This window comes from Chryseobacterium jejuense (assembly GCF_900100075.1).
In the GTDB taxonomy this organism is placed as follows: domain Bacteria; phylum Bacteroidota; class Bacteroidia; order Flavobacteriales; family Weeksellaceae; genus Chryseobacterium; species Chryseobacterium jejuense.
In genome coordinates this window covers 327,477-349,368 of the sequence record NZ_FNEG01000005.1, presented here as the reverse complement: position 1 = coordinate 349,368, position 21,892 = coordinate 327,477, and the positions used below count along the sequence as shown (strand labels likewise).

Annotated in this window: 18 protein-coding genes; 5 read left to right on the top strand and 13 right to left on the bottom strand. The window is 35.6% G+C overall.

Annotation, left to right across the window (positions count from 1 at the left end; translation table 11 throughout):
• Window positions 1-26: 26 nt before the first annotated feature.
• Entirely contained in the window at window positions 27-2,699 is a 2,673-nt protein-coding gene (gene mgtA / locus BLS98_RS16785) for a magnesium-translocating P-type ATPase (RefSeq protein WP_089737665.1), read from the bottom strand.
• 11 nt (window positions 2,700-2,710) lie between these two features.
• Window positions 2,711-3,409: an MgtC/SapB family protein gene (locus tag BLS98_RS16780; protein ID WP_089737664.1), complete on the bottom strand. Its 699-nt coding sequence runs from the start codon at window positions 3,407-3,409 to the stop codon at window positions 2,711-2,713.
• Between the two features lie 508 nt (window positions 3,410-3,917).
• Here BLS98_RS16780 and BLS98_RS16775 point away from each other — a divergent pair.
• Complete coding sequence (locus BLS98_RS16775) at window positions 3,918-4,769, top strand: EamA family transporter (protein WP_089737663.1); 852 nt, start codon at window positions 3,918-3,920, stop codon at window positions 4,767-4,769.
• A gap of 131 nt (window positions 4,770-4,900) precedes the next feature.
• Here BLS98_RS16775 and BLS98_RS16770 read toward each other — a convergent pair whose 3' ends face one another.
• Window positions 4,901-6,268, bottom strand: coding sequence for an ATP-binding protein (locus BLS98_RS16770; RefSeq protein WP_089737662.1), 1,368 nt, complete (start codon window positions 6,266-6,268; stop codon window positions 4,901-4,903).
• Window positions 6,269-6,295: 27 nt separating this feature from the next.
• Complete coding sequence (locus BLS98_RS16765) at window positions 6,296-6,997, bottom strand: response regulator transcription factor (RefSeq protein WP_089737848.1); 702 nt, start codon at window positions 6,995-6,997, stop codon at window positions 6,296-6,298.
• 115 nt (window positions 6,998-7,112) lie between these two features.
• On the opposite strand from BLS98_RS16765, the gene BLS98_RS16760 reads away from it, so the two are divergent.
• Both BLS98_RS16760 and BLS98_RS16755 read left to right on the top strand, forming a co-directional pair.
• Complete coding sequence (locus BLS98_RS16760; protein WP_089737661.1) at window positions 7,113-7,769, top strand: YiiX/YebB-like N1pC/P60 family cysteine hydrolase; 657 nt, start codon at window positions 7,113-7,115, stop codon at window positions 7,767-7,769.
• Window positions 7,770-8,113: 344 nt separating this feature from the next.
• The gene (locus BLS98_RS16755) at window positions 8,114-8,425 is read left to right on the top strand and encodes a cysteine methyltransferase (RefSeq protein ID WP_089737660.1); all 312 of its coding nucleotides are present in this window, start codon (window positions 8,114-8,116) and stop codon (window positions 8,423-8,425) included.
• Between the two features lie 394 nt (window positions 8,426-8,819).
• Here BLS98_RS16755 and murA read toward each other — a convergent pair whose 3' ends face one another.
• Together murA and BLS98_RS16745 are read right to left on the bottom strand one after the other, a co-directional pair.
• A complete protein-coding gene (gene murA / locus BLS98_RS16750) occupies window positions 8,820-10,127 on the bottom strand; it encodes a UDP-N-acetylglucosamine 1-carboxyvinyltransferase (RefSeq protein WP_089737659.1) in 1,308 nt (435 codons plus the stop codon).
• Complete coding sequence (locus BLS98_RS16745; RefSeq protein WP_089737658.1) at window positions 10,127-10,804, bottom strand: DUF4290 domain-containing protein; 678 nt, start codon at window positions 10,802-10,804, stop codon at window positions 10,127-10,129. Before BLS98_RS16745 ends, murA begins: the two co-directional genes overlap by 1 nt.
• Window positions 10,805-10,991: 187 nt before the next feature.
• Between BLS98_RS16745 and BLS98_RS16740 the strand changes: the two genes are divergently transcribed.
• A complete protein-coding gene (locus BLS98_RS16740) occupies window positions 10,992-12,431 on the top strand; it encodes an alpha-amylase (protein WP_089737657.1) in 1,440 nt (479 codons plus the stop codon).
• Window positions 12,432-12,567: 136 nt separating this feature from the next.
• On the opposite strand, the gene BLS98_RS16735 is transcribed toward BLS98_RS16740, so the two are convergent.
• Window positions 12,568-12,978 (bottom strand): thiol-disulfide oxidoreductase DCC family protein, encoded by a 411-nt coding sequence (locus BLS98_RS16735; protein WP_089737656.1) that lies wholly within the window; start codon window positions 12,976-12,978, stop codon window positions 12,568-12,570.
• 5 nt (window positions 12,979-12,983) lie between these two features.
• The gene (locus BLS98_RS16730) at window positions 12,984-13,451 is read right to left on the bottom strand and encodes a heme-binding domain-containing protein (protein ID WP_089737655.1); all 468 of its coding nucleotides are present in this window, start codon (window positions 13,449-13,451) and stop codon (window positions 12,984-12,986) included.
• Window positions 13,452-13,975: 524 nt separating this feature from the next.
• Between BLS98_RS16730 and katG the strand changes: the two genes are divergently transcribed.
• The gene (gene katG / locus BLS98_RS16725) at window positions 13,976-16,252 is read left to right on the top strand and encodes a catalase/peroxidase HPI (RefSeq protein ID WP_089737654.1); all 2,277 of its coding nucleotides are present in this window, start codon (window positions 13,976-13,978) and stop codon (window positions 16,250-16,252) included.
• Between the two features lie 370 nt (window positions 16,253-16,622).
• On the opposite strand, the gene BLS98_RS16720 is transcribed toward katG, so the two are convergent.
• The 5 genes from BLS98_RS16720 to BLS98_RS16700 form a co-directional block, all read right to left on the bottom strand.
• Complete coding sequence (locus BLS98_RS16720; RefSeq protein WP_089737653.1) at window positions 16,623-16,919, bottom strand: hypothetical protein; 297 nt, start codon at window positions 16,917-16,919, stop codon at window positions 16,623-16,625.
• Between the two features lie 40 nt (window positions 16,920-16,959).
• Window positions 16,960-17,280: a hypothetical protein gene (locus BLS98_RS16715; protein ID WP_089737652.1), complete on the bottom strand. Its 321-nt coding sequence runs from the start codon at window positions 17,278-17,280 to the stop codon at window positions 16,960-16,962.
• Window positions 17,281-17,330: 50 nt separating this feature from the next.
• A complete protein-coding gene (locus BLS98_RS16710; protein WP_089737846.1) occupies window positions 17,331-17,582 on the bottom strand; it encodes a hypothetical protein in 252 nt (83 codons plus the stop codon).
• Window positions 17,583-17,886: 304 nt separating this feature from the next.
• Complete coding sequence (locus BLS98_RS16705) at window positions 17,887-18,282, bottom strand: hypothetical protein (RefSeq protein ID WP_089737651.1); 396 nt, start codon at window positions 18,280-18,282, stop codon at window positions 17,887-17,889.
• The gene (locus BLS98_RS16700) at window positions 18,272-21,844 is read right to left on the bottom strand and encodes a DUF6443 domain-containing protein (RefSeq protein WP_089737650.1); all 3,573 of its coding nucleotides are present in this window, start codon (window positions 21,842-21,844) and stop codon (window positions 18,272-18,274) included. The genes BLS98_RS16705 and BLS98_RS16700 overlap by 11 nt, the downstream gene beginning before the upstream one ends.
• Window positions 21,845-21,892 lie beyond the last annotated feature (48 nt).

Sequence of the window (21,892 nt, the reverse complement as noted above, 5' to 3'; positions counted from 1 at the left end):
TTAGAAAGGATGGTACTTTTGACACTTTATAGCCATTGTCCGAATTTCTTAATGAACCATTGTTTCACAAATTGAGTGAGAATACAATAGCCTGTAAGAATTCCTATCAGATAAGGGAAATAGGTTAAAGGTAAAGGCTGCATTTTCAGGTATGATGCCAATGGAGTGAAAGGAATCAGGATTCCGATCAACATGATTAAACTTGTCAATGCAACAACAGGTGCAGCGGCCCAGCTTTGGATGAACGGGATCTTTTTGGTTCTTATAATATGGACAATCAACGTTTGAGAAAGTAGTCCTTCTACAAACCAGCCCGTCTGAAATAGACTTTGATATTCGGGTGTATTGGCTTTAAAAATAAAAAACATTACAGCAAACGTCATATAGTCAAAAATGGAACTTAAAGGTCCTATATAAAGCATGAATTTTTTGATACTGTCAGCTTCCCATTTTTTAGGTTGTTCCAAAAAATCTTTGTCCATTGTATCCCAGGGAATGGAAGATTGTGAAATATCATATAGAAGATTCTGAGTCAAAATCTGGAGGGGAAGCATAGGCAGAAACGGAAGGAATGCGCTGGCCCCAATCATACTGAACATGTTTCCAAAATTACTACTAGCCGTCATTTTTATATATTTAATGATATTTCCAAATGTTCTTCGGCCATAAATAACACCGCTTCTAAGTACCATTAAGTCTTTTTCAAGCAAAATAATATCTGCACTTTCTTTGGCAATATCTGCTCCGGTATCTACGGAAATTCCAACATCAGCTTCTTTAATGGCAGCGGCATCATTAATTCCGTCTCCCATAAATCCGACCGTATGTCCTTTGGATCTTAGTATCTTTACAATACGCTGCTTCTGTAACGGACTTACCTTTGCAAAAACAGAGTATGAATCCATATCTTTACTCAGGTCTTCATCACTCATGTCTTCCATTTCGTCACCAAGCATGATCGTATTGATAGGAATTCCTACATCATGACATATTTTTTTAGCAACGATATCATTATCACCAGTAATTACTTTTACTTCAATTCCTAATTTATGTAAAGCCTTGATACTTGGTTCTGCAGAGGGTTTTGCAGGGTCAAGAAACCCTATAAAGCCAGTAAGGATGAGGTGATTTTCGTCTGCAACAGAATAATTGAGAGGATGATCTCCTTCAAATTCTCTGATGGCCACCAGTAAAACACGAAGTCCTTCTGCATTGAGCTTTTCAGACATTCTGATGATTTTTTCCTTCATAAGATCATCCAAAGGAATAATATTATCATTCTCAATATGAAGACTGTGGTCATCACCAGGATCTAAAGCATATTTACATAAAGAAAGCATTTCTTCTACTGCTCCTTTTGAAATCATAAGGTGTTTTCCTTTTGAGGTATTCAGAATGACGGACATTCTCCTTCTTTCAAAGTCGAAGGGTATCTCATCTACTTTCAGATAGAGTTCATCAGCTTTCATAAGATTATGAACTTCTGCATGATCCAAAACAGCCTGATCTAACAGGTTTTTAAGTCCGGTTTGATGAAAGCTGTTGAGGTAAGCCCATTTTAATACCTCATCATCTTCAAGGCCACGTACGTTGAGATGGGTTTCCAGAACGATTTTATCCAGGGTAAGCGTTCCGGTTTTATCAGTACAGAGAATATCCATAGCTCCGATATTCTGGATGGCATTCAATCTTTTAACAATGACTTTTTTCTTACTCATGTTAACGGCGCCTTTGGCCAGGTTGGCGGTCACAATCATCGGCAGCATTTCAGGAGTAAGGCCTACAGCTACTGCAATGGCAAATAATAAAGCCTGCATCCAATCTCCTTTTACCACTCCGTTGATAAGGAAAATAATGGGAGTCATTACCAGCATAAATCGGATCAGCAAAAAGCTTACTTTATTGACTCCTATGTCAAATGCCGTTTCAGGTCTCTTAGAAGCAAGGCTTCTGCTGATGCTTCCGAAATAAGTAAAAATACTGGTATTAGTCACTACAACAGTTGCAGATCCACTTACCACATTGGTTCCCATAAAACAGATGTTTTGAAGGGTGAGCGGATTTTTGCTTTTAGCATCACGGATTGGGAATGCATTTTTTTCAACAGGTAATGCTTCTCCTGTGAGAATAGATTCACTGATGAAAAGGTCTTTGCTTTTCAATATTCTGCAATCGGCAGGAACCATATCTCCGGCAGAAAGGATTACAATGTCTCCGGGAACTATTTCCGTGATTTCTATTTCTTCATTTTCTCTAAATTTTCTTTTGGTAAGACAGCTGGTTTTTACCATTTTTTTCAATGCTTCTGCTGCTTTATTACTTCTGAATTCCTGAATAAATCTTAAAACAGTACTGAAAAGAAGCATTACTGAAATAATAATACTCGTACTGAGGTCTTTTTCTCCTTCAGGAACGAGAATAACATCAATGAATAAAGAAATGACAGCAATGCAGGCCAGTATATAATTAAAAGGATTAAAGAAAGAATGGGCAAACTGCTTCAGCCATGAGGGCGCTTTTTGAGTAGCAATTTCATTTTTACCATAAATTTTTAAACGGTCTTTTACCGTATTTTCGCTAAGGCCTTCTTCTGAAGTTTCAAGCATAGCGTAAACCATTTTTTCGTTCTCTGAAGCGGCTTCTTTCAATTTGACAAGAGCGGCTGAATTGAGATTTTTGTTGGAAGATTTTTTTAACATGGCTTTAATTGTTATAAATCGTTTTCAGTACCTATAATTTCCCAGCTTACCTTGATGACTTTATCTTCAATGGTAAGCCGGCTTGCTGTTTTTTCCATAAAACTGTCCTGTGGAGTAGAAGCGTGAACTTCTGCTGTGATAATAGCATTTTCCGGAATGCCATTATCATCGCTGGTAAGAGATTTCAACAGGACTTTATCATTTCCACTCAATGATTGCATGAGTTGTACCCGGATATGATTTTCTACCTCGCTTTTACAATTAATGCTTAGCAAATATTCAGTATAATGACTTCTACTGCTGATATTGTTGCCGAGTTTTACTCCTAATGGACGGAGTATAAGATGGGTGAGAATAATAAAACCACTGGTAATAGCAGCTTCAAGAGGAAGTCCCAGGGCGGAGAGTGCTCCTACGGAGGCAGAACACCAGATGGTAGCAGCAGTGTTAAGACCTCTTACAGTAAGACCGTCTTTCATAATAACACCTCCTCCCAGAAAGCCAATACCACTAACGATATAAGAAGCTATTCTGCCGGTAGCATCACCTCCGATCCGGATAGAAAGAAGAACAAATGCTGCAGAGCCAAGGCAAACTAAGGTATTGGTTCGGAGACCGGCGCTTTTTTGACGCCATTGTCTTTCAAAACCTATGCTGGCACCCAAGGCGAATGCGGTGAAGAGACGAAGTGTAAATTCTAAGGTATTCATAACTTTTCTGTTTTTTATAGCATTCAGTGCATACAGAAAAGTATTTTGCTGAATGTTTAGTTGTTGTAATAATGTGACGGACCAGTATCCATAGTGACTTCTATTTGCTGCAAAGGTATTTCTACTTCTGATGAAAGGCCGTTAGAAAGACTTTAGAATATTATTAGAAAGTTATTAGAGAAAATGATGATGAGAGTTTTTTTAATAAAGACTTATATCGTTAATGTTATCATTTGATACTATCAATGATGAAGTATCACTATAAGATTGTGAGTGAGGTTTTGTTTTAATTGATTGTATTTCAGTTTAATGTGATGATTTACAGTTATGCATAGATTGACTAATGGTTACAGATTGGAGTTTAAGTTCTGATCTGTAACCCCATTTTAAGATAAAATTTCAATACATTTGGCGAAAAATGAGCTTGATACTACAGTTTTGTAGATAAAGCTTGTTTTATCCCCGGTTTCCAACCAAAAGTTGTCTGTATAAATTATATATTTTAGAAATGAAAAATTCAAACTTAGCGATTCCAGCTACACTTTTAGCGATCATCTGTGTACAGGGTGGAGCGTCAATTGCCAAGCAGCTTTTTCCGGCAATTGGAGCTATTGGAACCGTTACTTTGAGGATTGTACTTTCTGCAATTCTGCTTACCATCATCAATCGGCCCAAATTTTTAGAGTTTACTCCACAAAAATGGAAGTATTGTGCCATGTATGGAACAGGGCTGGCAGCTATGAACCTTATTTTCTATATGGCGATCCAAAGGATTCCTCTGGGCTTGGCTGTTACTGTAGAATTTGCAGGACCTTTATTTCTTGCGTTGGCATTGTCCCGTAAGCTTTTGGATGTAGTATGGGCATTATTAGCTTGTGTAGGAATATTACTTATTGTTCCGTGGAAAAGTGATCATATAGATCTTGTTGGGCTTGGGCTTGCCTTTCTGGCAGGAATATTCTGGGCGCTATATATTGTAATGGGTGGAAAAGTTTCTAAAATAATGGATGGCAAAGACGCTGTTACCACAGGAATGCTATTTGCCAGTCTTGTGATTATTCCCTTTACCATTTGGGATGGTGCTGTTTTCAATATTACACCTTCTATTTTTGTAAAAGGGTTGGGAGTAGCCATCCTGTCAAGTGCTTTGCCTTTTTCGTTGGAAATGATGGCCTTAAAAAAGCTTCCTGCAAAAACGTTCAGTATTCTGATGAGTCTGGAACCTGCATTTGCAGCCCTTTCGGGATTAGTATTTCTTGCCGAAGAATTGTCTTTTTTACAGTGGATCTCTATTAGCTGTGTCATTGCCGCAAGCATAGGAACTACAGTTTTCAATAAAACAGCTACAGCTCATAATTAAAAGATATTAATATTTAAAAACCATTAAGGGGTATAAGGTTTTAAGAAAAGTTAAGATTCAAATAAATTTGAATGAAGCATTCTTCTAATAAATATCTTTAAATATTTTCTTAATGGTTAAAAAGGTAGCTGTTAAGTTGTTTCAATATTAACAATCACCATAAAAACAGTCTTATTGTTTTCTGAAGTAACTTTAATGACTGCCTGATGAAGGTGAATAATCTTCTCAGTAAGGAAAAGTCCGATTCCATGACCTTTTTCATTTCTGGAATTTTCGCTTCTATAAAAAGGCTCGAAAATATGGGCCAGATCTTCTTGGGAAATAATAATTCCGGTATTGATAAAACTGATATACAATTTTTCGGTATCTGCCTGAACATCTATAGAGCATAAATGTTCTGGGGAATATTTGCAGGCATTATCAATAAGATTATTAAAAGCAACCTGTAGTAGATACTCATTTCCCTGTATAATCAGCTGATGTTCTTCTACGGCATCATCAATATTCAAGGAAACTTTATAGGCTGAATTTTCTTTGATAATTTTGGTATAGGATTCCAGAAGAACTTCATCAAGCCGCACTTCAGAAAAGCTGATTTCGTTAGGATCATAACTAGCCTTAGCAAGATCCATTAAACTATTGGATAATTTAACCATATTACGAGCGTCTTCTAAAGCGCATTGAATGGTAAGCTGGTATTCTTCTTTAGTCAATTCTTTTTTCGAGGCTAATTCCAGCTCTGTAATAATAGCGGAAAGTGGAGTCCGAAGTTCGTGAGAAATATTAGATACAAAGTATTTTTGCGAATCAAAAGAATTTTCAAGGCGTTCAAGCATTCCGTTAAAATTCTGAGCCAGCTCGTTAAGCTCATCTTTTTCTCCGGTGGTTTTAAGACGCAGCTGCAATTTTCCAGCAGTAATTCTTTTTATCTGACTGACCATTTCGCTCAGTGGGCTCAATGATTTTTTAGAAAGAAATATTCCGGCCAGATAAATTAATAATAAAATACTGATGAAAGAAGCAATACTGATGGTGAGGAGATGAGTAAGGTATTCATATCCATATTTGTCATAGGAAGCAGCTGTAACAGCGTAGGTATTTCCATTATGATGGTAGGTCATCCCAACAACCTGCAAGTCTTCCATAAAGAAACTTATCTTCTTTTTCTCAAATATCTGAGAAAGCATTTGAGGTGTTTCTTTTACATAATCCACTTTGGCATCATCATGATAAACAAGTTGTTTGTTTGAATCATAGATAGCCACCTGAACTTCATTAAGGGTTCTGTTGTTGTTTCTATACAGCTTATGCATTTCCTGTTCCGGCAAAGAACTTTGGAAGAATAAATCAGCTTTAGCAATAGCCTCATTCTGCAGTTCGCTGTAAAAAGATTTTTCCCGGGCTTCTTTTGAGGAATAATAAATGGTGATACTGTAAAACCCTAAAAGCATAGCCGTGATTAACGTAAAAAGCAGGGTAAGCCTTGTTCTTATCTTCATGTTGACGAAAATTACACTTTTACCGTATTAAGAATTTCCCGTTTCGTAGTCTTTTTTCAGAATAAAACCCATTCCAGCTTTGGTGTGGATGAGTTTATTTTCAAAATCCTTATCGATTTTTTTTCGCAGATAATTGATATAGACATCAATAAAATTGGTCCCAGTATCAAAATGAGTTTCCCATACTTTCTCTGCAATTTCACTTCTGGAAAGTACCTTCTCTGAGTTTTCCATCATAAATTTGAGCAGATTAAATTCCTTTGGAGTCAGTTTTATAGAAATATGATCTCTGCTTACTGTTTTTTGTTCCAGGCTCATTTCAATGCCTTCGTATTTAAGCACAAATATTTTTTGCTGCCTCTGTTGTGAAAAACGTTTTAAAAGAACATTGATTCTTGCAACCAATTCACGTATTTCAAACGGCTTGGTCATATAATCATCAGCACCGGCATCAAATCCTTCCAATTTGTCATCTGTAGTTCCCAATGCGGTAAGCATTACCACGGGAAGATTAGGTTTCAGAGCCTTTATTTCATTACAGAATTCGAGACCGTCTTTTTTAGGCAAAACAATATCAGTAACTACCAGATCATAGTTTTTTTGCAATGCCAGTTTCAATCCTGTTGATCCGTCATAGGCTGTGCTTACTTCAAATTCAGCTTCCTGAAGCCCTTTTGTGATAAGCTTGGAAAGTCTGTCATCGTCTTCTACTAATAAAATATGAGGCATAAGAATGTGTGAAGGGTTTTGTGGGGGTAAAGATGAGGTAATATTCTTCACAAATGTAATGATTTCTATTTTGTAATTTTGCCTTGAAATAACAATCAGAATACCGGAAATTAAAATGATTTTCAATAAAAAAATTAAAAAAGGAATTGTTACAGGCCTGCTTTCTCTTGTAATACTAGTGTTGATGCAGTGTAATTCCTATCAAGGTTCAATACAACTTCAAAATGGCGATTTACTTTTTGTAACTGCAAAACAAACCGGACTTTCAGGCGCTATTAATAATGTTACCCAAAAACAAAAGACAGCTTCTTTTGATCACATCGGGATTCTTGAAAAAGAAGGAAATAAAATATATGTTCTGCACGCGACTCCAAAAGGAGGCTCACAAAAGCAAAATCTAAAGGATTTTATGGAGGATCAGAAAAAAGATCAGCAAGATATTATTGTATACCGCCTGAAACCTGAATATCAAAAGTCCATTCCTGAAGCGGTCAAAAAGGCGTATTCCATGCTGGGAAAGCCATATAATTTCAATTATATTTTGGATGAAAGTTCTTATTACTGTTCAGATTTTGTGGAAAGAGCTTTTCGCAACGATCATATTTTTACATTAGAACCTATGACGTTCATAGATCCCAAGACGGGAAAGACTAATGCATTCTGGGAAGAATTTTATACTAAGAAAAATCTGAAAGTTCCTGAAGGAGAGCCTGGTTGTAATCCCAATGGATTGGCCGGATCGGAAAAATTGGAAAGGGTAGGAGACCTTTAAAAAGATTAGAAAGGAAGCTGGATGAGGGAGGCTGGAAGTTACTATTAGACATACAATCTCTGAAGTCTGGACCTAAAATTAAGAAAGACCTAAGTTTGATAAAAATAGTATTTTGATTTTAATAACTTAATGACTTCCTACCTCCAGCTTCAGGCTTCCTGACCTTATATTTTTTCCGAAATTGAATGAAAATAGATAGAGAAGCTGTAATGGCTTTTTTTTATGTTAAATTTTTAAAAATATTAGTCTACTAATTTGGTGGACTAATATTTTTTTATATTTTTGTGACAGATTTAAATGCAGAACGCAATATGATCTGAGTATTAACCCAAAAATGTTTAGAGATGATTACACCTAACCCAAGCTTGCAGGTTTTTCAAAATACACTGAATCTGCCTAAAAAAGAATTGTTATTGGAAATAGAGTTGAATGGCAAAATGAAATTTGAGCATTTAATGCATACCATCCATAATCAATTGGGTATTTGTCACAGAGTGTTATCAGCAAACGTAGAATATGTAAACGGATACAGTTTTGGTTCAGTACAATTATATATTAATGCAAATTTAGATGACTATCATCAGCTTGAGGTTTATCTGAATAAAAATAAACTTTTGAATACAACGGTGGAGTATTTCTGCCGAAAGTATTCTTAGGGGAGATTCATATAGTTTTAATTACTCAAAGTGTCCGGTTCTTTTACCGGGCACTTTTTATTTTGCATTAAATAATTTTTTATTCTCCCACAGATTCTACGGATTACGCAGATATTTAAAATGAAGAGTAAATATTAACCTATAAAAACTTCCAATCCTGACAATTATCCCAATTGAAGGAGTGAGAATTCCCCCTCCAGTGGAGGGGTGGTCATAAAAAGAACCTTTATTACTTTCTTAGACGCAAAGTTTACTCGCAAGATTATGTATTTTAAGACAGAAAAGAGATAATCAATTAAAATTGATTTGATGAAGCTTATACTAAGGAAAATACATTTTATCATAAAAAAAGCGCTCAGATTTCTCTGAACGCTCTATGGTAATAAAAATAAGTTTAGATTCTTTCGATGTCAGCACCAATTGCTTTCAGTCTTCCATCAATATTTTCATATCCTCTGTCGATTTGTTCGATGTTGTGGATAATCGATTTCCCTTCTGCAGAAAGAGCTGCAATAAGAAGGGCATTTCCGGCTCTGATATCCGGAGAAACCATTGTAGTTCCTCTTAAAGGAGATTCCTGATTTAATCCAATTACTGTTGCTCTGTGCGGATCACATAAAATGATTTGTGCTCCCATATCAATTAATTTATCTACGAAGAATAATCTTGATTCAAACATTTTTTGGTGAACCAAAATACTTCCTTTAGCTTGAGTAGCAACTACTAAGATAATAGATAATAAATCCGGAGTAAATCCAGGCCACGGAGCATCAGAAATAGTAAGGATAGATCCGTCAATAAATTTCTGAATTTTATAATGTTCCTGAGCAGGGATGTAAATATCATCACCACTTTGCTCAAGTTGAATTCCCAGTTTTCTGAAGGTATTAGGAATTACTCCCAATTGGTTCCAGTTTACATTTTTGATGGTAATTTCAGATTTTGTCATGGCAGCAAGACCAATCCATGATCCGATTTCTACCATATCGGGAAGCATTGTATGTTCTGTACCGTTCAGATGTTCTACCCCTTCAATCGTAAGAAGGTTAGATCCGATACCAGAAATATTAGCTCCCATTCTGTTCAGCATTTTACATAGTTGCTGAAGGTAAGGTTCACAAGCTGCGTTGTAAATTCTAGTTTTTCCTTTTGCAAGAGCTGCAGCCATCACGATATTAGCCGTTCCGGTTACAGAAGCTTCTTCCAATAGAATAAATTTTCCTCTAAGCTCTTTTGCTTTTAAAGAATAGAAATATTCCTCCTCATCATAATGGAATTCAGCACCAAGTTCCACCAATCCCTGGAAGTGGGTATCCAATCTTCTTCTTCCGATCTTGTCACCACCCGGAGTTGGCATATAAGCTTCACCATAACGAGCCAACATAGGTCCCATCAACATAATTGATCCACGAAGTTTGGCACCGTCTTTTTTAAATTCACTGGATTTTACATAGTCGAAGTTTACTTTATCAGCCTTGAAAGTGTAGTCTCCATGACCATTTTTAGTAACATTCACTCCGAAATCCCCAAGAATTTCAATCAGTCTGTTTACGTCATGGATATCCGGAATGTTTTTAATTCTTACTTCCTCATCCGTTAACAGAACTGCACATAAAATTTGTAGAGCCTCATTTTTGGCTCCTTGTGGAGTTATCTCACCCTGCAGTCTTTTTCCTCCTCTTATTTGAAATGTTCCACTCATTATTTTCTGTTTTTATGATTGTTATTATGCCTTCTTTTGTTGGGTTGGTTCTTGTTATTATTGTTGTTATTATTACCGCTATTTCGGTTGTTGTTATTATTGTTATTATTTCGGTTGTTATTAGTTGTATAATAAATCTTACTCTTTTCAAGAGAATCAATTCCTGTAAGATCCAACCTGTTTTCAGACAATTCTTTCAAATGTCTGAAGATAACATCATCCGTTACGTGCTCTTTATTGTAAACATTATAGGATTTCTTCATATTGTTGGCAATAACCTCAATAAGGGCTTCTTTTTCGTCACCCGTTTCCAGTTCAATTGCTTTTTCTATTAATTGAAGAATACTTTTTCCGTAAAATTTAAAGTCTCCCTGAAGTTTTGGGTACTCCATTCTTTTAGGTTTTTCTGCCAATTGTTCCATGGTAGGAAATGGATAAGGAGAGTCTACGTCCAAATCATGGTTTGCCAGAATAAAAAGATGATCCCAAAGTTTATGTTTATAATTTTCTTCGTCGCGAAGTTGTGGGTTTCTCTGACCCATAAAATCGATGATTGCCATAGCCATTTCGTTCCTTTCCTCTTTGGTAGGAAGTTCTTTGCAGCGCTCAACCAACTGTTGTATAATTCTGCCGTATTCGGGCATATGAAGCTGAGTTTTTTGGGTATTGTATTCCATAGTATGCAAATATATGGATTAAAAGAAAAATTGTTTCGAGAAACTTTAAAATTTATGATTTTTTAATGAAAATTTCAGATGCTATTCTTATATAAATATTATTTAAATTTAAAATATTTCTCCTTATTTTGAATTTGTTTTTAATAAAAATGTAATTTAGTTAATAGTTTGATAATTAGTTATTCCCATGAAAAAAACACATTTTATTCTTTCCCTATTGGCTTTAGCCCTTGTTAGCTCATGCCAGAATAATGATGAATTGAGTACGGAATCCGTGAAGAAGGAAGAAGTACATGATAAAATAGTCAATGTAACCCAACATGACGGAAGACCATTCAGTACAGGAAGCGAATCCGGATCAGTAAAAGGGAAATTTGTTGCCGGCCCAGGCGGTAGTGTTTTGATACAAGGGTTTTATTGGGATGTTCCCGATGGGGGCAATTGGTGGAATACTGTTAAAGATAAATTAACGGTTTGGTCTAATGCTGGAATTGGTGCTGTATGGCTTCCACCGGCTTCAAAAGCTCAAAATGGAGCGTATTCTATGGGGTATGATCCTACTGATTATTACGATTTTGGAAATTTTAATCAGAACGGAAGTACAGAAACCCGATTTGGATCAAGAACAGAGCTGGAAGCTTTAATTACAAAAGCCCATGCAGAAAATATGCAAGTTTACGCTGATATTGTTATCAATCATAACAGTGGCGGACAATCTGAAGCCAATCCATTTACGGGAACTAATACCTGGACCAATTTCTCTGGAGTTGCTTCCGGAAAATTTCAAAGAAACTACAATGACTTTTATAAAAACGCCTACGGAAATAATGATGAAGGTGCTTTTGGCGGATTTCCGGATTTATGCCATGCCAACCCTCATGTACAGGATTGGTTGTGGGAAAGAGATGATTCAGTGGCGAAATATTATAAAAATGTAATGAAATTTGATGGCTGGAGATTCGATTATGTGAAAGGATTTGGCCCTTGGGTGGTGAATACCTGGAATTCTAAAGTAGGTGGTTTTTCAGTGGGTGAATTATGGGATTCCAATGTCAATACACTGGAATGGTGGGCTAATAATGCCAATAGTTCTGTATTTGATTTTGCTGCATATTATAAAATGGATGAAGCTTTTGATAACGGTAATCTGAATGTGTTGAATGACGATATGATGTGGAAAAGAAATCCGTACAAAGCAGTAACCTTCGTTGCTAATCATGATACGGATATTATCAACAATAAAATGCCAGCCTATGCTTATATTCTGACCCATGAAGGATATCCGACTATTTTTTACAGAGATTATGAAGAATGGTTAAACAAGGAAAGGCTGAACAATCTGATCTGGATTCACAACAATAAAGCTACAGGAACTACTTCCATTTTATATACGGATAATGATGAATACATTGCAAGACGTAACGGATACAATGGAAATCCAGGACTGATAGTGTATATCAACACATCATCAAATTGGCAGGAAAGATGGATTGATACCAATTGGACTAATCAACAGATCAAAGATTTTACAGGACACTCGAGCTGGTACCCGACAACACAAGGAGATAAGCGGGTGAAAATTCAGTGTCCACCAAATAGTTATTCAGTATGGTCACTTAATTTATGAGTAATGAGTAATGAGTAATGAGTAATGAGTGGCGGATTCAGAGCTCAAAATTTAAATAATAAATTGTATTTCTCGCAGATTTTGCTGATAACGCAGATTTTTTACCTCTGTGTACCTCTGCGAAATCTGTGGGAAATTAAACCTGAATAAATTTTTTCTTCTGATGCTGATCCGGAAGAAAACACTTTTGGTTGGCCAGTTTCATTCTGTTTCTTGAAATAAGATCATAAGCTTTATCACTCAGAAAAGCAGGCATAATTTTACCAATAGCAGAAAGTTTATAAATTCCCCCCAAGATATTGGCAATTTGAAGTACTGCTCTTGATTTTATGAAGTAATATTGTTTGGGTTTCCAGAGGTATAAAGTATTGAAAACTTTGGTTTCTAAGCCTCTTTCTGATAAAAACTGCTGTCCGAATTCAGATTGAAGTGAAGCAAACATAAATTGGTCTTTCTTATCCCTTTCCAGAATCCATTGAACCCAGAAATTGCAGACACCACAATCTCCGTCAAAAAATACAATATGCTTGTTTTCCCAGCTTTCCACGACTTCTATTTATTAAACATGATCCTTCTTTCTGTATCTTCTTTGGCTTGTTTGAAATACTGAATAAGATCTGTACGTTGTTCATCGGTTAGTTTGGCATTCTGATGTCCCAGATAGTAAGATTCAAGCGGCATTTCTTTTTTCTCAACCATTTCCATACATTCTTCCAGTTTACGAAGCTGTCTTTGAGGTTCATATACTGCAAAGGTAGAAAAATTAAGATGCTTTCTGCCTTCATTAATATGATTTTTTACATACCATGAAACCGGTGAAATATTGGCATACCATGGATATTTAGTTTCATTAGAATGACAGTCATAACATGATGTCTTGATGATTTTTACTACTTTTTCAGGAGTGTTTTTTATTTTCAAAAAATCCATGCCGGGGGTAGGACGCGGGTTGGTTTTATCAATAGGAAAAAACTGAATGAAAATGAATGCTGCGAGGAGGAGGATAAGTATTTTTTTCATGGGGAAGAATATTTATGTTGATGAATTAAAGGTAGTTATTTTTTTTGATGGGATTGAAAAGATGGGTTGGAAGAAGGGAGACAGAAGCTGGAGGTACTTGAAGCCAGAGTAAAAATAGTATTTCTTTATATAAAATGAGAGAATCATTCAATCCATAAAATTTATGATGTCAGATTTCGTTATAGAAATATTTTCTTTTCATTTAAATAAGTCTTCTAAAGTTGTTTTCGGTCTATCATAACTTCCAGCCTCCAGCTTCCTTCTTCCAACCTATCTTCCTTACATTGAGTTATTCTAAATAGAGTGGAGGTTACCAAATGGATTTAAAAAATTACTAACTTAATACCACAATTGTGTCTTTAGTTTTAATGCTGACGGAAATGTTTCTTTATAGTTTTTAACTATCGTTGAAATAATTATTAATAGATTGTATTTATTGAATGAACGTTGTAAGTTTGTCATGTTCTTACAACAGAGGAATCACTTAAACTGTATTAATCAACATAAAAAATAAATAAACGACAATGGAAAAAGATTTGAATGACATCAGTAAATGCCCTTTTCACAACGGAACAATGAACAAGAGCGTAGCAGGTGAAGGTACTCAAAACAAAGATTGGTGGCCGGATCAGTTAAGAGTAGATCTTCTGCGCCAGCATTCATCACTGTCTGATCCAATGGATAAAGACTTCGACTACGCAGAAGCATTTAAAAGCCTTGATCTTGAGGCCGTAAAAAAAGATCTTCATGCTTTAATGACAGATTCACAGGACTGGTGGCCGGCAGATTTTGGTCATTATGGACCGTTATTCATCCGTATGGCTTGGCACAGTGCCGGAACTTACCGTGTAGGAGATGGTAGAGGTGGAGCAGGAGCAGGACAGCAACGTTTTGCACCATTGAACAGCTGGCCGGATAACGTAAGCCTTGATAAAGCAAGAAGATTGTTATGGCCTATCAAACAGAAATATGGCAGAAATATATCATGGGCCGATCTTTTAATCCTTACAGGAAATATAGCCCTTGAATCTATGGGATTCAAAACTTTTGGATTTGCAGGAGGACGAGCAGATGTATGGGAACCGGATGCAGATGTATATTGGGGATCAGAAAAAACATGGTTGGGTGGAGACTTACGTTACGCTCATGGTTCTGAAGGAGTAGTGGAAGGACATGCTGCTGTTTTGCCTACCGATGAAAAAGCGGATGGGGATATTCATTCCCGAAATCTTGAAAATCCATTGGCGGCAGTACAAATGGGATTAATTTATGTAAATCCTGAAGGACCGGATGGAAATCCAGATCCGATTGCAGCGGCTAAAGATATCAGAGATACTTTTGGACGTATGGCGATGGATGATGAGGAAACAGTTGCTTTGATTGCAGGTGGACATACTTTTGGAAAAACCCATGGTGCAGGACCTGCAGATCATGTTGGTAAAGAACCGGAAGCGGCGGGAATTGAGCAACAGGGATTAGGATGGTCAAGCAGCTACAAATCAGGAAGCGGAAGAGATGCTATTTCCAGTGGACTGGAAGTTACTTGGACTGAGACCCCAACCCAATGGAGCAATTATTTCTTTAAAAACTTATTTGAAAATGAATGGGAACTAACGAAAAGCCCTGCCGGAGCTCACCAATGGGTAGCGAAAGATGGCGCTGAAATTATTCCAGATGCATTTGATTCCAATAAAAAGCATAGACCAACTATGTTGACAACGGATCTTTCCTTACGATTAGATCCTGTTTACGAAAAAATTTCAAGACACTTCTATGAAAACCCAGATGCGTTTGCAGATGCTTTTGCAAGAGCATGGTTTAAACTAACTCACAGAGATATGGGGCCGCGTGCCCGTTACTTAGGCTCAGATGTTCCTCAGGAAGAATTGATCTGGCAGGATCCTATTCCGGAAGTAAACCATGAATTGGTTAATGATTCTGATGTTGATGCTCTTAAAGCTAAAGTTTTGAACTCAGGACTAAGTATTTCTGAACTGGCTTCTACGGCATGGGCTTCTGCATCTACTTTCAGAGGAAGTGATAAGAGGGGAGGAGCTAATGGTTCAAGAATAAGATTAGAGCCTCAAAGAAACTGGAAAGTAAATAATCCAGCGCAATTACAAAAAGTATTGGGAGTATTGGAAGGGATTCAAAATGAATTCAATGCTCAAAACGGAGGTAAGAAAATATCTTTAGCAGATTTAATTGTTTTGGCAGGAAATGCAGCTGTAGAAGCAGCCGCAAAAAATGCAGGATATGAGGTGAAAGTTTCTTTTGCACCAGGAAGAATGGATGCTTCTCAGGAACAAACGGATATAGAATCTATGGGATATTTAGAGCCAGCAGCTGATGGATTCCGTAATTATCTGAAAACAAAATTCACGGTTTCTACAGAGTCTTTATTAATTGATAAAGCTCAGTTATTAACACTTACTGCGCCGGAATTAACGGTATTAGTTGGTGGAATGCGTGCCTTGGATACTAACTTTGATGGTTCAAAACATGGTGTGTTCACCAGTCGTCCTGGAGCTCTTACCAATGATTTCTTTGTGAATCTTTTAGATATGGGAACTCAATGGAAAGCCATGTCAGACGAAAAAGAAGTGTATATGGGAACAGACCGTAAAACTGGCCAGCCAAAATGGACAGCTACCCGTGCGGATCTTGTTTTTGGATCAAACTCTGAGTTAAGAGCTATTTCTGAAGTGTATGGAAGTGCCGATGCACAAGGTAAGTTTATCAATGATTTTGTGGCAGCCTGGACGAAGGTGATGAATCTGGATAGATTTGATTTAATTTAATAGAGAATATTTTAAAATAACAAAAGACAGCACACTGTGCTGTCTTTTTTGTTTAAATAATAAGAAAAGGACTTAAAAAAAATAATATTATTTTAGATGATTTTCTTTAATTATTTCCCAAAATAAGTAAACTTTTTCATTATTTTGCTGAAACTGGAACTGGTTCTGATATCGGAGGATCAGCAAACAAGTTATTATAATAAAAAGAATCATGTGTGGTTTTAGAAAAAGTATTGTTTTTCAGTTGGAAAATTTCAAAACATCTTTTTTCAGAAAGGATACCTTCTCTGTATTTATCATTAAAATCTTTATATTTTTTTAATAATGAGTCTTTTTTAATAGTATTATGGCTAATCTTATTTTCAAAGAATTATTTATTATAAAATACAATAAAATTGTTTTTGTATTCAGTACAATAAAATAATGAATCAGTGTTGTAATCATATACAGAAGCTATTTGTATAAAATCTTTATTTTCATATTTTTGATACCTTATTTGGAGCATTCTATCTTTGCCTCCTCTACAATATGTAGAGTCCAATACATAGTCTATTGAGGATATTAGTTCCTTTTCAAAAGCGTTATGTTGATCTGGGTCTACTTTTTTATTTTTATTACAAGACATCAGCGATAGATTAACAATGATGAATAGTAAGAGTTTTTTCATTCCCTGTTATTTTTATTCTTATGTATGAATTTTAAATAGATTAAAAATAAAAATGAATACTCGTATTATAGGTTATAGCGAGCTCAAACATTTTAATGATATCTTCTATATCATCAGAAATTTTCTTTAATTCAATGAAGGAATTGGAAATATAATTTAAATCAGTAATATGTTCATCTTCAAATTGATCTATATTACTATTCGATGTTTTATTAATTAAAGAAAAAACTCCTTCATTCCATAATTTTTCAAATGCTTCATTGGTTAAATTGAGTTCTACAATTTGTTCCGAAGTTGCCAAATCATAATCTAATGCAGTTTCGGCTTCTTTGTCTTTGGGGACAATTATTAATTTTGGCATGTTCAATCTGTAATATAAAATGACTTTGAAAGTTTAATATAGACTTAATTTTATTGGTCTCCTTTTAATTTAATAATTTCATCTACTAATAGTGAAATTACATTTCTTGCCATAGCAATGAAGTCCTGATCTTCAGGTTTTATTGAAATAAACTCTATATCATAATCTCTACTTCCTTTTTCACCGGTCATGATAAAGCTGGATCCGGAATTAAAATCTCTTCCTTCAATATATGAAGTCCATGGAGATGGAGTTGCTTTATTACATATTTTGATGATATTTTTTAATTCTAAATCTGTCATTTTGTTGAGCTGGGTTTTAATTAAATAGCTTTGTGAAGGCGTCTTGTTTGTGGCTAGCATTAACAAATTACATTTATTTCAGTATTCCTGTAAAAGCTATACAATAATATCGAAATATTCAATTTTATGAAACTTAGTAAACAGGTTGCATATTGATGTTAAGTTTGGATAAAAGGAATAAATATAATATAAAAACCACTGCATTCACAGTGGTTTTGTTTTATCTGATTCAAGCGAAAGGGTTTGTATCAGTATTTTTTGTCAGCGCAAAGTCGGGAGACTTTGCGCAGCTGTGGTAAAATTATTATTTTTTTCTAAAGATGTAAGACCATGGTAATATAGAAAGTAATAATAAAACTCCTAAAAAGTATATTCTACCAGTATTATAAGTTTTAACAGGAAATATAAAAATATCTCTCTCTTTGTTATATACAACTTTTATTTTACTATTCACTGGATACTTTATACAATTACCATAATCTAGTTTTACATTATATGCCTTACCTCCTACACTTATCATCACTCCTGACTGAAGTTTTTCATAGGTCCTACAGCTTTGGTTTATAACTAATGTTTCAACTTGAGTACCCTCTTTAATAGTTTTTTCATACCCAAAGAATGAAAAAGTTGTATATAGAAATCCTATAAGTAGGAAAGCAATAATAAAAACTTGATTCTTTGAATAAATTTTATTTCCCATTTGGATCTTTTTCTGAAGTTAATTCACCTATAATTAGGTTACCTGTTTTTTTTGTTTTGGAATCATCTTTAAGAAAAAGTTCATTAGTCAAAGAGTTGGCTCCTAGTTTCTTATAAGAATCATTAACTATTTTCACTCCAGCCCAAGCTTCGTTATATCTATTTAGATCTTTTTCAGCTTCTTGGAGTTTATTAGTCCATTTTCGAATAGTTTTATTTCTCCTAAGGTTTGATATTTTATCTTTAATTCTTGCTACCTTATTGGCACTAATATTCATTTTCCTAAATAATTTCTGTTCTAGCTTATCTACATATTTTATTGGGATTACCTTTTCGAAACTGGCAGATAGTAATCCTCCAGTAAGTGATTTCCAAAAATCATACTCTTGTCCATCCTCTGTATTTAAATAATCAGCAGCAGTATTTCCAATAGTATTAACTAAAATATCAATTCCATTATTAATCATTTTTTGGAATATTGGTTTTCCGACACCACTTGTTACAACATTTTTTAGAGAATCTATTCCTCCTGTAGCAAACCCTGTAGCTCCGGAAATAGCTAGTGACCAGCCATTTATATTATTGGTCATTGCATGGCGAAGATTAAAATTTGAATCACCTAAAAAGTAATTGTAGCCAACCTGGCCTGCATAATCGGCTAATATTCCTATGATAGCACCTGCCGGTCCCGGAAATTCACCATCATTGTCAACAAATCCAATAGGGTCATTAAAAGTAAACGTATAAGGTGAGAATTCGGAAAGGTATTCAGAAGCAGGATCATGTACCCCCCAACGTCCTAGATCAGGCATATACATTCTTGCCCCATAATCGTACATTCCTGTCTCTTGAAGTTCCTTTCCGTTGTACTTATACTGATATGCAAAGTTCCCTAGCAGAGTATTATACCCCTCATGTTTTAATCCAAAAGGATAATAATTATTTTCCTCAATGATCTCAGCTCCTAATCCATTTTTAGAATAACTCAATCTGGTATTTCCAAGATGATCTGTATAATTATAAACATATTTTCCGGTCTCAACATTAAAATAGCCTTCTGCTGTTGGGAAGAACTTTAATATCGAATTGGTATATTGGAAGCCATCCAGATAATCGGTTGTTTCTGTTCCGAAAACCTTTCTCACCTTTACTCCATCTGCTCTGTACATATAATCAGTTACTTTGGAGTTTTGGGTAATCTTTCCAGGTAAATTTAGATAATTATATTGAATAGAAGAAATTCCTTTATCCACCTGAGTCGTCATATTTCCATTTACATCATAGGTAATAGTACTTCCGGTACTTCCAGCTGCTAATGGATATCCACTTAGGGCATTTCCGGTTCCTATTTCTTTAAGATAAGACAACTTATTACTTTGTTCCCCATTCTCATAATGGTATTCCAGATGGTCCATTACTTCTGGTGCTGTGTATCCTGGAAGCTGCTTTCCTCTTCTTAAAAGCGTTTTAATATTCCCATTAAGGTCATAGGTAAGCTGTTCGTGGTATTCTCCTCTTTCTAAATTCATGGCATCCCAGAAACGACCTTCCTTAAGGCGGTTAAGGGCATCGTATTCATAAGAATAATTTCTCAGTACAGCATCATTTTGAGTAGTCCATGACATCTGGGAAATGTTTCCGTTGTATTTTGCAGAGCCTGAATACTGATTGTTTGGGTTACTATAACGAAGTTCGTAAGCAAAAAGTTTATTCTGTAAATTGGTAGGGTCATTAAGTTTAGTCACCCAACCTCTTATATTGTAGGCATATTTAACACTCTGCAGCGGGCTGCCTGCGGTATTTCCTACATTTTTAACTCGCAATTGCCCCAGATCATTATAAAGGTTTTCAGCAAGAAGTTCCTGAGTTCCTCCATTTACCTGATTCCAATGTCTTACTAATCTTTCCTGATGATCATATTCAAAGGTTTCCTTAATGTTGACCTTCGGGTCATTGGCTGTTCTTTTATGCTCAATAAGGGTATATTCTGGGACTCCTGAAAATTTCAGAGAACTTTCAGTCTTGGTGTATCCGCCCAAATGATTTAAAGAGTGGGTAGCAATTACTCGTCCTCTCTTATCATAATAGGTATATACTTTTGTCCAGCTGTCATTTTCAATATTCTTAGTGTAGCTGGCTGTGGGAAGGCTTTTAGTACTCACTTCTGAATTCTGAGTCTGTGGTAATGCTTCCTGATTTAAAACCGTAGTGACTACTGGTGCTTCCTGAGGATAAGTATCATAATAATTGACACTCAGAATGGTTGGTATTTCTCCAATAAAGTAATTATCTGTATAGTATGCGGTAATACCATTTCGGCTAAATCCTGTTGTATTTCTTTCTTCAGTAATTACCAAATCCTTGATTTCATTCTGTCGACCTGCTCTTTCACCGCCTGTTAACAATCCTGTATAAACAATCCTTCCGAACTTATCATATTTGTTAATAATCCATTTGTTTTGATCTTTGAGATTGGCATCCTGAGATAAAATCAGCCTGTCTGATTTATCATATACCATCTTTTCCCAACCTTTGCCAGGTAGTTTCTTTTCTACAAGCCTGCTTCTACCATCATATCTGTACTGGTAGCAAAGATCTTCTTTTATTGTAGCGGAAACGGCTGATGCCACGGAGGCTAAAGGTGGGATAACAAATGCCAGCTGATCGTATTCATTATAGACATAATAAGTATCTGCATTTTCTGAGGAACTGATTACTTTTCTGACCAACAGAGTCTGTCCTTTACCATTTTTAAATTCTATGGTTTTATTATGGTCTTCATCGGTTACTGTATTTTTATACAACTGTGCCTCTCCATAGGTGCCAGATATGCTTAGTTCAGAGGAAGTAGCTCCATCTGGCCATGTAGTGACTGTTGTATATTTTTTAACTTCGCCCTGTACATTAGCTTCATATCCAAAAACAACAGGTTTGTTTTTCCAGTCATTACCAGGGCTATTCTGGTTTAAAACTCTATTAAGTGGAGAATTTTCCAGGGTTTTATGAGCAAAAGGATAGGAATCATTAATATCATTAGACTGATAATAACTATTCGCACTAGTTTCTACTCCGGTCTGAATATTTCCATTTAATGAGGCCATAGGAACAGGAAGCCAACTATCAACCTGTCTTCCAAATCCGTCATAAGGAATATGAGTTACAAGGTCTTTTCCGCTAGAGGTAGATTTTATACTGACAGCCTGTTTAGGTCTTCCCAATCCATCAAAAAACTGAATATTTTGTATTTGCTGAAGAGATCCGTCTGAAACTGTAGTGGGCACTAAATACTGTCTGGTATAAATATAATTTTCGGTACCTGGAATATTATTGGACGAATAATCTACAGTGATAGGGGTATAGGTTTCTCCACTACCAGAGGGTGCCCCGCCAATGTAAGCACGAAATGTACCGTTGACTGAACTGAATTTGAATCCTGGAAGCATGCGTATACTTACAGGGTCTGCCACTTCGGTATTAGGAGTAGGAGGGGTTGTTAAAACAATCTGTCCAAAATGATGAAGACTCCATAACAGCCCTATGCTTATATATATTTTTTTATGCATTATTCTATATTAGCAGGTTAATACTGTACAATGAAATGAGAATCATAA

Coding starts and splice junctions, on each gene's coding strand:
- mgtA (WP_089737665.1), bottom strand. CDS start 2,699: ATGTTAAAAAAATCTTCCAACAAAAATCTCAATTCAGCCGCTCTTGTC.
- BLS98_RS16780 (WP_089737664.1), bottom strand. CDS start 3,409: ATGAATACCTTAGAATTTACACTTCGTCTCTTCACCGCATTCGCCTTG.
- BLS98_RS16775 (WP_089737663.1), top strand. CDS start 3,918: ATGAAAAATTCAAACTTAGCGATTCCAGCTACACTTTTAGCGATCATC.
- BLS98_RS16770 (WP_089737662.1), bottom strand. CDS start 6,268: ATGAAGATAAGAACAAGGCTTACCCTGCTTTTTACGTTAATCACGGCT.
- BLS98_RS16765 (WP_089737848.1), bottom strand. CDS start 6,997: ATGCCTCATATTTTATTAGTAGAAGACGATGACAGACTTTCCAAGCTT.
- BLS98_RS16760 (WP_089737661.1), top strand. CDS start 7,113: ATGATTTTCAATAAAAAAATTAAAAAAGGAATTGTTACAGGCCTGCTT.
- BLS98_RS16755 (WP_089737660.1), top strand. CDS start 8,114: ATGATTACACCTAACCCAAGCTTGCAGGTTTTTCAAAATACACTGAAT.
- murA (WP_089737659.1), bottom strand. CDS start 10,127: ATGAGTGGAACATTTCAAATAAGAGGAGGAAAAAGACTGCAGGGTGAG.
- BLS98_RS16745 (WP_089737658.1), bottom strand. CDS start 10,804: ATGGAATACAATACCCAAAAAACTCAGCTTCATATGCCCGAATACGGC.
- BLS98_RS16740 (WP_089737657.1), top strand. CDS start 10,992: ATGAAAAAAACACATTTTATTCTTTCCCTATTGGCTTTAGCCCTTGTT.
- BLS98_RS16730 (WP_089737655.1), bottom strand. CDS start 13,451: ATGAAAAAAATACTTATCCTCCTCCTCGCAGCATTCATTTTCATTCAG.
- katG (WP_089737654.1), top strand. CDS start 13,976: ATGGAAAAAGATTTGAATGACATCAGTAAATGCCCTTTTCACAACGGA.
- BLS98_RS16720 (WP_089737653.1), bottom strand. CDS start 16,919: ATGAAAAAACTCTTACTATTCATCATTGTTAATCTATCGCTGATGTCT.
- BLS98_RS16715 (WP_089737652.1), bottom strand. CDS start 17,280: ATGCCAAAATTAATAATTGTCCCCAAAGACAAAGAAGCCGAAACTGCA.
- BLS98_RS16710 (WP_089737846.1), bottom strand. CDS start 17,582: ATGACAGATTTAGAATTAAAAAATATCATCAAAATATGTAATAAAGCA.
- BLS98_RS16705 (WP_089737651.1), bottom strand. CDS start 18,282: ATGGGAAATAAAATTTATTCAAAGAATCAAGTTTTTATTATTGCTTTC.
- BLS98_RS16700 (WP_089737650.1), bottom strand. CDS start 21,844: ATGCATAAAAAAATATATATAAGCATAGGGCTGTTATGGAGTCTTCAT.